This is a genomic window from Spiroplasma endosymbiont of Lonchoptera lutea, from assembly GCF_964019715.1.
Taxonomy (GTDB): domain Bacteria; phylum Bacillota_I; class Bacilli_A; order Mycoplasmatales; family Nriv7; genus Nriv7.
In genome coordinates, this window is the sequence record NZ_OZ026463.1 from 1223288 (window position 1) to 1236315 (window position 13028).

At 25.8% G+C, this 13028-nt stretch carries 16 protein-coding genes and 2 pseudogenes; 1 reads left to right on the forward strand and 17 read right to left on the reverse strand.

Going from position 1 to position 13028, the window contains the following annotated elements; genetic code table 4:
* Positions 1 to 108 precede the first annotated feature (108 nt).
* The 13 genes and pseudogenes from AACK97_RS06930 to AACK97_RS06990 all read right to left on the reverse strand — a co-directional run.
* Positions 109 to 1725: a hypothetical protein gene (locus AACK97_RS06930; protein WP_338967667.1), complete on the reverse strand. Its 1617-nt coding sequence runs from the start codon at positions 1723 to 1725 to the stop codon at positions 109 to 111.
* 257 nt (positions 1726 to 1982) lie between these two features.
* Entirely contained in the window at positions 1983 to 2927 is a 945-nt protein-coding gene (locus tag AACK97_RS06935; protein ID WP_338966714.1) for an IS30 family transposase, read from the reverse strand.
* A 388-nt stretch (positions 2928 to 3315) separates the two neighbouring features.
* Positions 3316 to 3669 (reverse strand): hypothetical protein, encoded by a 354-nt coding sequence (locus AACK97_RS06940; RefSeq protein WP_338967669.1) that lies wholly within the window; start codon positions 3667 to 3669, stop codon positions 3316 to 3318.
* On the reverse strand, positions 3635 to 4192 hold the full coding sequence (locus AACK97_RS06945) for a hypothetical protein (protein WP_338967670.1): 558 nt from the start codon (positions 4190 to 4192) through the stop codon (positions 3635 to 3637). Before AACK97_RS06945 ends, AACK97_RS06940 begins: the two co-directional genes overlap by 35 nt.
* Positions 4193 to 4279: 87 nt before the next feature.
* Positions 4280 to 4528 (reverse strand): hypothetical protein, encoded by a 249-nt coding sequence (locus tag AACK97_RS06950; protein WP_338967672.1) that lies wholly within the window; start codon positions 4526 to 4528, stop codon positions 4280 to 4282.
* A 2-nt stretch (positions 4529 to 4530) separates the two neighbouring features.
* Positions 4531 to 4815: a hypothetical protein gene (locus AACK97_RS06955; protein ID WP_338967674.1), complete on the reverse strand. Its 285-nt coding sequence runs from the start codon at positions 4813 to 4815 to the stop codon at positions 4531 to 4533.
* 6 nt (positions 4816 to 4821) lie between these two features.
* Positions 4822 to 5805, reverse strand: a complete 984-nt coding sequence (locus tag AACK97_RS06960) for a hypothetical protein (protein ID WP_338967675.1) — start codon at positions 5803 to 5805, stop codon at positions 4822 to 4824.
* Between the two features lie 24 nt (positions 5806 to 5829).
* Positions 5830 to 6072, reverse strand: coding sequence for a hypothetical protein (locus tag AACK97_RS06965; RefSeq protein WP_338967677.1), 243 nt, complete (start codon positions 6070 to 6072; stop codon positions 5830 to 5832).
* A gap of 164 nt (positions 6073 to 6236) precedes the next feature.
* Positions 6237 to 6467: a hypothetical protein gene (locus AACK97_RS06970; protein WP_338967679.1), complete on the reverse strand. Its 231-nt coding sequence runs from the start codon at positions 6465 to 6467 to the stop codon at positions 6237 to 6239.
* 164 nt (positions 6468 to 6631) lie between these two features.
* Positions 6632 to 6853, reverse strand: coding sequence for a hypothetical protein (locus AACK97_RS06975; protein ID WP_338967681.1), 222 nt, complete (start codon positions 6851 to 6853; stop codon positions 6632 to 6634).
* Positions 6854 to 6855: 2 nt separating this feature from the next.
* A complete protein-coding gene (locus tag AACK97_RS06980; protein WP_338967683.1) occupies positions 6856 to 7182 on the reverse strand; it encodes a hypothetical protein in 327 nt (108 codons plus the stop codon).
* 466 nt (positions 7183 to 7648) lie between these two features.
* Positions 7649 to 9526 carry a hypothetical protein gene (locus AACK97_RS06985; RefSeq protein WP_338967685.1) on the reverse strand — a complete coding sequence of 626 codons (1878 nt, stop codon included), beginning with the start codon at positions 9524 to 9526 and terminating at the stop codon, positions 7649 to 7651.
* A gap of 101 nt (positions 9527 to 9627) precedes the next feature.
* A pseudogene (locus AACK97_RS06990) lies at positions 9628 to 10467 on the reverse strand (IS30 family transposase); the annotation flags it as partial.
* A 61-nt stretch (positions 10468 to 10528) separates the two neighbouring features.
* Here AACK97_RS06990 and AACK97_RS06995 point away from each other — a divergent pair.
* A protein-coding gene (locus AACK97_RS06995; RefSeq protein WP_338966745.1) for an IS3 family transposase occupies positions 10529 to 11640 on the forward strand; the annotation gives its coding sequence in 2 pieces (ribosomal slippage) (positions 10529 to 10772 and positions 10772 to 11640; 1113 coding nt in all).
* A 27-nt stretch (positions 11641 to 11667) separates the two neighbouring features.
* Here AACK97_RS06995 and AACK97_RS07715 read toward each other — a convergent pair.
* From AACK97_RS07715 to AACK97_RS07015, 4 genes and pseudogenes are all read right to left on the reverse strand, one after another.
* Positions 11668 to 11787: pseudogene (locus AACK97_RS07715) on the reverse strand (helix-turn-helix domain-containing protein); the annotation flags it as partial.
* A 289-nt stretch (positions 11788 to 12076) separates the two neighbouring features.
* Positions 12077 to 12469 carry a hypothetical protein gene (locus AACK97_RS07005; RefSeq protein ID WP_338967370.1) on the reverse strand — a complete coding sequence of 131 codons (393 nt, stop codon included), beginning with the start codon at positions 12467 to 12469 and terminating at the stop codon, positions 12077 to 12079.
* Positions 12470 to 12491: 22 nt separating this feature from the next.
* Positions 12492 to 12740, reverse strand: a complete 249-nt coding sequence (locus AACK97_RS07010) for a hypothetical protein (protein ID WP_215826579.1) — start codon at positions 12738 to 12740, stop codon at positions 12492 to 12494.
* 2 nt (positions 12741 to 12742) lie between these two features.
* Positions 12743 to 13027, reverse strand: a complete 285-nt coding sequence (locus AACK97_RS07015) for a hypothetical protein (RefSeq protein WP_338967368.1) — start codon at positions 13025 to 13027, stop codon at positions 12743 to 12745.
* Position 13028: the final 1 nt, after the last annotated feature.

Here is a 13028-nt window from a genome sequence, read left to right on the forward strand (position 1 = left end):
TGAAGCACAAATGTTAGATAAATACAAAGATAAAAATGAATTTTATAGTCTAATATACATAAAATGTTATAGTTATGTACCAAGTCTAATATATATATATATATATAATTATACAAAAATTCTTAATATCATTAGAAAAATGGCAAAACCGATTAAAAATTGAAAGGTATAGTAAAAAGCTGGTACCGTTTTAAAAACTGGAAAAATGGCGGTTGAAAAGTTAACTGTTGCTTTTGCAATAATTGCTAACGGTCGCAAAATCGTGATGATTTGTGAAGCTGTGAGTATTCAGTTTATCATTTTGATACCAGCATTTTGAATGGCACAACCAATATCATTAAAGGTTGGTATTCATCGTCCAGAATATTTGCAATTTGCTGGTGGAATTAAATCGTCTCATTCACTGTTATTTGAGCCATCAGGGATAAAGGCTGTTGAATTTAATACATTAAAGTCATAAATTTTAAAATTGTAGTTAGAGATATTCCCTTTGTGATAAAGTGGAAAAGTTAAGGTAAAAATGTTAATACCATAGCGAATATCAATATCGGTATTTAGATAATTAATACTGTTAGCGGTTTTGTTGGTTGGCAAGGCAATGAGTTTATTATCATAAGATTTAAGGACATTAAAATCAATTTGATAAATGCTATTGGTGTTGTTAATAGCATTGTAATTATCTTGGTGCATTTTTTTGTCAAAAGTAAAGAAATAACTTCTTAGTAATAATTCTGAGTTTCCTATAATATTTACTAAGTATTTTTTGGGATAAAAGGTAATTAATGAACGATAAAAGAAACCGATTTGAATAAAGTAATCCTTCTTATAGTTTTCTACACCCTTAAAATCAATTTCGGTATGAGTTTTTTCGTCCATATCAAAAGTCGCATAAAATAAACTAGCAAAGAAATTGCCAAGAATTTCATAGATTTCGTTAAAAACATTTTTGTAATCGCTATTGTTAATACTAGGAATGTTGTTTTTAAAATATAGGTAAATATCATTTTTTAAATCGGGGTCATAGCGTAGAAAACTAAATCTAACATTGAGGTAATTTAAGGTACCAAAAAGATATTTAATTAGGTAATAATCGTTAGAATTCGTAGTGCCATATTTTCAGATTTCATTTTCACCGTGTAGCAATTGTAAATACTTATTTCCAGCAATTAGAGTTTTGTTAAATGCCTTAATTTTCAAAACATTCTCATTTACTACATTTTTATCACTAGAAGTTTTATGATAAAAATAGCTCTCGTTTTTAAAGCCATAATTTTTAATCGTAAATTCTTTGTAATAACCTTTTTCTAGGGTGTCAATGAAATTAAATACGGGCGTTCAATAGAGATACGAGTAATTAAATTTATCAAAATCACCACGGTGAATCATTAAGTAATCAAGATTATCAACAACATCGTTATAGTTATAGTTGCCATCAAATTTGGTGGTTTTTTCTGGTAAATCAATATCAGTCGAGGGTTTAATTTCTGATTGTGCGTTAAATTCTAATATTTTTCATTTGGCATATCTTTCATTTTTATCTCATTCTTGTACTTTCATTTTTATGTTTTTTAATTTTTTATTTTGATATGATAAAAAATCTTTATTTTCTCAATATCTTGGTTCACTGTTTTTTTCTCAATTTAAATCATATTCTAATGATTTTAATATTGGCAGTGTGATCTTGTCATTTTTGTCAACATAAAATTCTCAATCATTAAGTTTCATTCGTGGAGGCAAGTTTTTGGGAATAAATTCATTTTCTACATTAACTTTTATTTCTCATTTTTGATTTCACTTGCTGTTATCATCTTTTGATGATTTAAGTGTTAATTTTGATTTTTTTAAGTTTAATTCGTATGATTCATTATTTTGCCTTTTACTTCTAATTAGTGATTGTGCTGTTGATTTGTCATTATTAATGTTTTGTGGAATGGTAAAAATGTTATTGAAACCTGAATTGTAAATATAAATGGGACAGTTTTTTAAAATAATTGTATTAAATCTATTGGTCTTTTATAAGATAATGATTTTCTGGGTGTAGAATTAATTTGAAATGCTATAGAATTTAAGTCTTTTTGTTTATATGAAGATAAATCAGTAGATTTTGGTAAATATCTTCTTAAAATACCATTATTGTTCTCATTTAAACCTCTTTGACAAGGTTTTCCGGCATCTGCAAAATAAATTTTAACATTACAATTTTTTTCAATTAATTTTCATTTACTAAATTCTTTACCACGATCAAAAGTAATAGTTTTAATTGTTCCTGGTATTAATTTTGAAATAAATTTTATTATACTTTGTGTAATACTTTCTGCTTTATGATTTTTAGTTTTCAAAGGAATTGTGGTTTTTGATCATATATCAGCTAAAGTAATAATAGAACTTTTATGATCTTTACCAACTATAGTATCTCCCTCTAAATGGCCAAATTCTTGTATATTTTTAATATTTGGAATGATTAAATTTCTTTCATGAATAGATTTACAATTATTAATTCTGCCCCTAGTTTCTTTTTGTTTATGAGGTTTATTTTTGCCTTTTCTCAATAAATTTTTTTCATCAAAACCCATTCGATTTGTTTTAAACATGTTATATAAAGTTTTTGTTGAAATATTTTTTATTTTATTTTTCTTTAAAAAATCAGCAATTATATCAAGAGCATAATTTTTAGTAATTAACAAATGATTGATAGTATTAATTTCTGTTAAAGTTAAAATTATTAATTTTCTACCTGCATTTTGTTTATTTTTTTGAACTTGATTCAATATTTCTAATGGTAATAAGTTTTGATTTAATAATTTACAAACTCTGTGTACAGTTGATTTACTATAATCAATTGCTTTTGCTATTTTACGAATAGAAAATCCATAACTTTTATATTCTTTTATTGCTATTATTGATTCAATAGTCAGATACTTATACATTGTGCTAATTCCTTTCTTTTCTTAATTATAGAATTAACACAATTTGTTTTTTATATAAGTGTCCTTTTTAATTTTACATTTCAGGAAACTAATAATTAACACGGTAAATATTTTCATAAACATTTTTATCGCTCCTTTTTAAAATATTTTATTTTTCATTATTCTTTTAGCTTTAATCTTTTTTAATATAAAACGAATTAAGCAGTTTGCTATTTCTGTTATGGTTACTCATACTAATGAATAACCTATAATCATTAACTTACCAATTGCTCCAAAATTTTTAATAAATTGTTGCAAATTTTCAATATCTGTATGTAATAATAAAACTATATTTAAAGATATGAATATAATGTAATTAAGTATTATTCATCAATATTTTTTTAAAGAATTAATGAGTTTGTTTGATTTCATTTTTCAAGGCTCTTTTTGCTTTAATTTTCTGAACAATCAAGCGAATTAATTTTTCAAATTTAAGTGCAAAATATATTGCTCCGCCTCATCAAAAAACAAATATTCCTGCGAGCATAATACCACTATTGAACTTGCCAAAGAATTTAACCATTTCTTCACTCATAAAATTATTAAATTCGTCACTTGTTCCAGTTATTCATTTAGCATCGCTTACTGTTAATGCACAAATTAATAAGCTTATAAAGATAAAAATGATACTTAACACTATTTTTAACCACTGCTTTTTAAAAGAATTTTTAATTCTTAATTTTAATGGCATTTTTTCTTTCATTTTTAAACTCCTTTAATTTTCTACAAACAATTTGCTTAGGCAAAACATTATGACAAATATAAGCAGTTTCACTTGGTGGATTTTTGCAAACTATACCATTATAAGTAATAAATTTTATTCTTTTATCAAAAACTAATAACTCACACTGATCTATTTTTTCTCTAATTGGTTTTAATGCAATACTTACTAATGGTATTAACATCGCAAACGGTTTGCCCAAATTAAATAAATGTTCTATTACTTGCTTTCTTTTACTAAACGGAGGGTTAGAAATAATATAATCATATCTATCCACATCACTTTTAATGTAATTAAAGAAATCAATTCCATCATCAATATGACTATTCCAAACTTTATGCCCATTTCTTTCTAAAACACATACAAATTTACTATCAATTTTATCAAAAGGGCATAAAATAGTACTATTAGGTTTTAAAAATTCTAAAATTGGTTTAACAGCATATTCCTGTGTATATCATTCATCATTAACATTAATTTTATTTAATAAATTAGAATTTAACATAATTAACTATTAATTCCTTTCTTTGTCTTTCTAATTTGTCATTCTCTATTTTTTTAATTCTTGTTTTTTAGTTCATTTCTTCATTTTTTACCTACCTTTAATCACAATAAATAAAGCAACAAGTACACAAGTGACGCCAAGAATAGTAAAAATTGGGTGTTGCGAAAATGTTCGTGCCATTGGTTTAAACAGTTCTAAAATTGTTAAATTGCTGGTAATAAATTTTTGGAAATTAGCAAGACCTTCGCTAATATAGTTCGTTAAAGTTTCAAAATGACTACCAACTAATAACCCAAGCACAGTTATTAAGATAAAAATAATAATTAGTTTAAACATTTTTAGTTACCTTGTTTTGTTTTTATTGGTTTTATTTGTTTTTTAGCTTTTCCTCACACACTTAAACGCCCCTTATTTTTAACAGCATATTGGCGTTGTTTTTCTAAATTAACTTGTTGACTACCAAATCCAAGAATAATTGCCATAAGAAATTCTACAGCCAGTGTTAAGAATAAAGGAAATATTAGTTGAATATTTGTTCCCGGCACTTCAAGACTTCAAATTAAATCAAAAACTTTATAAAGCATTTGGGCGAGAAAGTCGGCCATTTTTGCGAGATTTTCCATTTTTTATTATTCCTTTTCTTTCATTTTTCTTAAAAATTTGCTAAATTTATCCATTTTTAAGTATTCTAAGTCTTCTAAATCAATTGCTGTGTCATTATAGTATTTGTCTTCATAGTCAGGATTTACTTTTGAATTTAAGTAATCTCTTAAAAACGCTAGGTAAAAAGAATTGTAAGTGTTAAGTATTGGTAAAGGAATTTTTAATTTAAAAAAATAAATATCAAGTTCAGGAATATCACGATATTTAATACGGCGACCTTTTTTGCTATTTTTTGCATCAATTAAGGTGTTTCGTCAGCGTTCATATTCTTCAATGCTCGTAAAGGTACCATAGATGACTTTTAAGTAGGGGCGAAAAATATTAACTGGTTTTTTACGAATTCCCACAATCACATTATTGGCAATATCACGAACTTTAACTCAAATATGTTTATCTCTTTGACCGCTAGCAAGCACAATATGACCAAAATGGCGTGCCAGAGCGAAATATTCTTGAATACCGGTTTCTTCGTTTTTGGTATTATTTTTTTCTCAATCGGTTCCTTCTAAAAATAAATTGGTTTCATCTCATAGCAGTAATGTTTTGTCTGGCAATACCGGATAATCAAAGTCTAATAATCCCATATGTCCTAAACTTAATTTTTGGGTTTTTAGTAATGGAAATGTTGAGGCGATGTGATATTTTTTCTTTTTTAGTAATTTTGATGCGTACGCTAGAAAAGCGGTTTTTCCAGTTCCTAATGAACCAATCACAATATTTAATGGTGAGTTTTTTAAGAAATTAATAACTTTGTTAATTTGTGTTAAATTACTTATTTTAAAAAGAAAAATTAAAATACAACCTGCTAAAAATAAATAGCTTACAATGTTTTTAAAATAACCGTTGTAAATATATCAAATTGCTCCCCAATGTCATAAAATTAAAAATGAGGTGCGATTTAATTCAATAAAATGGTTATTTTTTTCTATTATTCATTTGCAAAATTTCATCTTGCACCTCACTTTATTTTTTTATTAGCGTACTGCTCCAAGTAGTTTTTCAAACATTTTAAAGCAAATAAAGAATATTGCCAAAATAAATGGAAAAATGAAGATTCAGTAGTCAGCAAAGAAGTTACCGACTTGTGGCATATTAACAGCAATAATTTCTCACATTTTAGTAAACGCTGTTATAATCGCATTTCACAATTTGGTCATCGCGTCACTAGCTGTTATTTTTGTTACTGCTGGTGTATCGGCCAAGAAAGTTCCAATCATATAATCACCCCCTTTCTTTTTAAAACATTCACATTTATATTTAAAGTTTTTCTTAAATTTGTTAAAACCGCGGTTAACCTTAACATGATTGTATTTTTTCCTAATTAATTTTGAATTTCTTTGTGAATGCATCACAATGTAACTCCGCGACATTACTTTTGTCTCTATCTAAATACTGATATGGTTTTCCAAAGTAGCATTAGAATAAATCACACCATAATCGCTGTTAATAATCAAAAAGCAATGTTTGCTATTAAAAGTCAAAGTGTTTCTTGGGTTAAATCAATTTCTTTACCACCACTAATATGAGCGGGAATAGTTGTAATTTGAATAAATAAATCTCAGAAAGTTTGTTTAATTTGTTCTCAATTAAATTCTTTTAAATTTACTGTCATTTTTTATCTCCCAAAAATCATTTTTATTGGTAAATACATAATTGAAATTAACGCGAAAAGAAAAGTAATGATAATAATTAATCCGGCAATAAAAGCAACTTGTGCAGGCATTTTTTCTATCGGAACAAACAGTTCTAAAAATTCCATAATAATTTTTCAAAACATTATTTTTTATTCTCATTATTTTCTTTTGAATTAGGAGCTTTAACTCATTCTTCAAAGCGGGCATTAAATACTTTTTCGTCTTTTGTAAAATTACCAGTATTATTTTTAATGGCATTTTTATATTTAATTCGCATTTTTATTTTGGCATAAATTTTATAAGCAAAATATGCCAATAGCATTATGCAAATGATAATAAATATTATTCCAATCGCAATATTCATTTTTAATCTCCTTTAAAATAGTTATAATTTATATCTTTTTTGTTGTTTTCTTTTTCGGCAATGAAGAAGCCTAATAATTCTTGTCCCTTAATTAATTTGGTTTCTTTTTCTTTTTGATTAATTGAGATTACTTGATATTTACTATCTTTTATTATTCCAATACAAATTGAATTTTCGTATTTTCCTTTATAAACAAATCGTTTTGGAAACCAAATGCCGATTTGTTCATTAAATCACGGTATTTTTGGTGCTTTAATAAGCATTGCGTTTTGCGTTTCTTTTAAGAGATATTTTTTAGTATTTAAGAAAATGTTTTCAATGTTTTTCATAATAAATTACCTTTCTTATAGATAAACTAAGTTATATTAACTAAGTTAACTAACTTAGTTTTTTAAACACTTATATATCGCAGATTTAAGTGTTTAACAAGCTTTGTTATTAAATTTTGTTTTTTTAATTAGATAAATATTTTAATAATTTTAAACTTAGCATACCCCTATTTAGAAATTTCTACACTTTAACATCCGCATCCTACCCTTGGAACTAATTTAATAGCGTGTATATTTTTAGGAAATCCACCCATTCATTTTTTTATTGCAAAACGAAACAAATTGCTATAGCTAATAGGGTGTTATCTATTAACTGGTAAACTTCTTTTGGTTATGGCGACCACCCACAATTTATCGTGCTTTAATACATACCAACATTATTAATTCACTTGTATTTAATTTTCAAAGAACAAATTTTTAACACCTTATAAAATAAAAAGACAATCATTACTGACTGCCTTAATACTTATTCAAATATTTTCCTACCTAAGAAAACTTTATGCGTCCCAAAACCGATTAAAAATTGAAAGGTATAGTAAAAAGCTGGTACCGTTTTAAAAACTGGAAAAATGGCGGTTGAAAAGTTAACTGTTGCTTTTGCAATAATTGCTAACGGTCGCAAAATCGTGATGATTTGTGAAGCTGTGAGTATTCAGTTTATCATTTTGATACTAGCATTTTGAATGGCACAACCAATATCATTAAAGGTTGGTATTCATCGTCCAGAATATTTGCAATTTGCTGGTGGAATTAAATCGTCTCATTCACTGTTATTTGAGCCATCAGGGATAAAGGCTGTTGAATTTAATACATTAAAGTCATAAATTTTAAAATTGTAGTTGGAGATATTCTCTTTGTGATAAAGTGGAAAAGTTAAGGTAAAAATGTTAATACCATAACGAATATCAATATCGGTATTTAGATAATTAATACTGTTAGCGGTTTTGTTGGTTGGCAAGGCAATGAGTTTATTATCATAAGATTTAAGGACATTAAAATTAATTTGATAAATGCCATTGGTGTTGTTAATAGCATTGTAATTATCTTGGTGCATTTTTTTGTCAAAAGTAAAGAAATAACTTCTTAGTAATAATTCTGAGTTTCCTATAATATTTACTAAGTATTTTTTGGGATAAAAGGTAATTAATGAACGATAAAAGAAACCGATTTGAATAAAGTAATCCTTCTTATAGTTTTCTACACCCTTAAAATCAATTTCGGTATGAGTTTTTTCGTCCATATCAAAAGTCGCATAAAATAAACTAGCAAAGAAATTGCCAAGAATTTCATAGATTTCGTTAAAAACATTTTTGTAATCGCTATTGTTAATACTAGGAATGTTGTTTTTAAAATAAAGGTAAATATCATTTTTTAAATCGGGGTCATAGCGTAGAAAACTAAATCTAACATTGAGGTAATTTAAGGTACCAAAAAGATATTTAATTAGGTAATAATCGTTAGAATTCGTAGTGCCATATTTTCAGATTTCATTTTCACCGTGTAGCAATTGTAAATACTTATTTCCAGCAATTAGAGTTTTGTTAAATGCCTTAATTTTCAAAACATTTTCATTTACTACATTTTTATCACTAGAAGTTTTATGATAAAAATAACTCTCCTCTTTAAAGCCGTGATTTTTAATCGTAAATTCTTTGTAATAACCTTTTTCTAGGGTGTCAATGAAATTAAATACGGGCGTTCAATAGAGATACGAGTAATTAAATTTATCAAAATCACCACGGTGAATCATTAAGTAATCAAGATTATCAACAACATCGTTATAGTTATGGTTGCCATCAAATTTGGTGGTTTTTTCTGGTAAATCAATATCAGTCGAGGGTTTAATTTCTGATTGTGCGTTAAATTCTAATATTTTTCATTTGGCATATCTTTCATTTTTATCTCATTCTTGTACTTTCATTTTTATGTTTTTTAATTTTTTATTTTGATATGATAAAAAATCTTTATTTTCTCAATATCTTGGTTCACTGTTTTTTTCTCAATTTAAATCATATTCTAATGATTTTAATATTGGCAGTGTAATCTTGTCATTTTTGTCAACATAAAATTCTCAATCATTAAGTTTCGTTCGTGGAGGCAAGTTTTTGGGCATAAATTCATTTTCTACATTAACTTTTATTTCTCATTTTTGATTTCACTTGCTGTTGTCATCTTTTGATGATTTAAGTGTTAATTTTGATTTTTTTAAGTTTAATTCGTATGATTCATTATTTTGCCTTTTACTTCTAATTAGTGATTGTGCTGTTGATTTGTCATTATTAATGTTTTGTGGAATGGTAAAAATGTTATTGAAACTAATAATTAACACGGTAAATATTTTCATAAACATTTTTATCACTCCTTTTTAAAATATTTTATTTTTCATTATTCTTTTAGCTTTAATCTTTTTTAAACCTGAATTGTAAATATAAATGGGACAGTTTTTTAAAATAATTGTATTAAATCTATTGGTCTTTTATAAGATAATGATTTTCTGGGTGTAGAATTAATTTGAAATGCTATAGAATTTAAGTCTTTTTGTTTATATGAAGATAAATCAGTAGATTTTGGTAAATATCTTCTTAAAATACCATTATTGTTCTCATTTAAACCTCTTTGACAAGGTTTTCCGGCATCTGCAAAATAAATTTTAACATTACAATTTTTTTCAATTAATTTTCATTTACTAAATTCTTTACCACGATCAAAAGTAATAGTTTTAATTGTTCCTGGTATTAATTTTGAAATAAATTTTATTATACTTTGTGTAATACTTTCTGCTTTATGATTTTTAGTTTTCAAAGGAATTGTGGTTTTTGATCATATATCAGCTAAAGTAATAATAGAACTTTTATGATCTTTACCAACGATAGTATCTCCCTCTAAATGGCCAAATTCTTGTATATTTTTAATATTTGGAATGATTAAATTTCTTTCATGAATAGATTTACAATTATTAATTCTGCCCCTAGTTTCTTTTTGTTTATGAGGTTTATTTTTGCCTTTTCTCAATAAATTTTTTTCATCAAAACCCATTCGATTTGTTTTAAACATGTTATATAAAGTTTTTGTTGAAATATTTTTTATTTTATTTTTCTTTAAAAAATCAGCAATTATATCAAGAGCATAATTTTTAGTAATTAACAAATGATTGATAGTATTAATTTCTGTTAAAGTTAAAATTATTAATTTTCTACCTGCATTTTGTTTATTTTTTTGAACTTGATTCAATATTTCTAATGGTAATAAGTTTTGATTTAATAATTTACAAACTCTGGATAGGCTACAATAAGTTGGACCATAATTATATAGACTTCAAAATTATTAAGAAAGAAGGAATATAAAAATGGGAAATAAAACCTCATACTCTGAAGAATTTAAAAAACAAATTGTAATGCTATACAAAAATGACAAAAGTGTTATTAATTTAGGGAAAGAATATAATTTACCAAAACCAACTATTTATAGTTGAATTAAAAATTATAATAATTCTGGGTCATTTAAAGCAAAAGATAATCGCACTGTCGAAGAAAATGAATTAATTTACTTGCGAAAAGAAAACCAACAATTACGAATGGAAAATGACATTTTAAAGCAAGCAGCACTGATAATCGGGAAAAAATAACAATAATTAATAACAACAAAAATAAATATTCAGTGAGGAAAATATGTAAGATTTTAGGTTTACTAAAATCAACATATTATTATCAAACTAATAAATGCACCAAGTTTGATGTTAATAATTATGAACAAGAAGTTATCAGTGCATTTAATAAAAGTCGCAAGATTTATGGTGCTCGTAAAATTAAAGCTGTTTTAATAAGAAAAAATATCATTTTATCACGACGAAAAATCCGATTCATTATGATCAAAAATAATTTGGTTTCTAAATACACCAAGTTAAAATATTGTAATCATAAAAAAACAGTTAATAATGACGAAATTAATAATGTTTTAAATCGTCAATTTAATGACAAAAAACCAAATGAAGTTGTTGTTAGTGATTTAACATATGTTCAAGTTGGCACTAAATGACATTATATTTGTTTATTAATTGACTTGTTTAATCGCGAAGTAATTGGCTATAGTGCTGGACCAAATAAAACTGCTGAATTAGTTCAACAAGCTTTTCACAAGATAACACGACCATTAAATAAAATAACTTTATTTCATACTGATCGTGGTAATGAGTTTAAAAATAAAATTATTGATGAAATTTTAATAACCTTTAAAATTAAAAGATCATTAAGCTCCAAAGGATGCCCATATGATAATGCTGTTGCTGAAGCAACCTACAAAACCTTTAAAACCGAATTTATTAACGGTAAAAAATTTGCAAACTTAACACAACTAAAATGCGAACTATTTGATTTTGTTAATTGATATAACAATATTCGAATTCATGGCAGTTTAAATTATTTAACTCCCGTTGAATTTAGAAAATACCAGTCTACATAAAAAGTGTCCTAAAAAGGGTTGCCAATCCACTCTGTGTACAGTTGATTTACTATAATCAATTGCTTTTGCTATTTTACGAATAGAAAATCCATAACTTTTATATTCTTTTATTGCTATTATTGATTCAATAGTCAGATACTTATACATTGTGCTAATTCCTTTCTTTTCTTAATTATAGAATTAACACAATTTGTTTTTTATATAAGTGTCCTTTTTAATTTTACATTTCAGGTTTATAAAACGAATTAAGCAGTTTACTATTTCTGTTATGGTTACTCATACTAATGAATAACCTATAATCATTAACTTACCAATTGCTCCAAAATTTTTAATAAATTGTTGCAAATTTTCAATATCTGTATGTAATAATAAAACTATACTTAAAGATATGAATATAATGTAATTAAGTATTATTCATCAATATTTTTTTAAAAAATTAATGAGTTTGTTTGATTTCATTTTTCAAGGCTCTTTTTGCTTTAATTTTTTGAATAATAAAGCGGATTAATTTTTCAAATTTAATTGCAAAGTATATTGCTGCGCCTCATCAAAAAACAAATATTCCTGCCAGCATAATACCACTATTGAACTTGCCAAAGAATTTAACCATTTCTTCATTCATAAAATTATTAAATTCGTCACTTGTTCCAGTTATTCATTTAGTATCGATTGCTGTTAATGCACAAATTAATAAGCTTATAAAGATAAAAATGATACTTAACACTATTTTTAACCACTGTTTTTTAAAAGAATTTTTAATTCTTAATTTTAACGGCGTTTTTTCTTTTGAATTATCTTTTTTAAATAATTTTACTAAAAGTTTTTTCATTTTAATTCTTCTTTCATATTTTTTATCGTCCTTTAATCACAATAAATAAGGCAATAAGTACACAAGTAACACCAAGAATAGTAAAGATTGGATGTTGCGAAAATGTTCGTGCCATTGGTTTAAATAGTTCTAAAATTGTTAAATTGCTCGTAATAAACTTTTGGAAATTGGCAAGCCCTTCGCTAATATAGTTCGTTAAAGTTTCAAAATGACTACCAGCTAATAACCCAAGAACAGTTATTAAGATAAAAATAATAATTAGTTTAAACATTGTTAGTTACCTTGTTTTGTTTTTATTGGTTTTATTTGTTTTTTAGCTTTTCCTCACGCACTTAACCGCCCTTTATTTTTAACCGCATATTGGCGTTGTTTTTCTAAATTAACTTGTTGAATACCAAATCCAAGAATAATTGCCATAAGAAATTCTACAGCCAGCGTTAAGAACAAGGGAAATATTAGTTGAATTTTTGTTCCCGGCACTTCAAGACTTCAAATTAAATCAAAAACTTTATAAAGCATTTGGGCAAGAAAGTCGGCCATTTTTGCGAGATTTTCCATT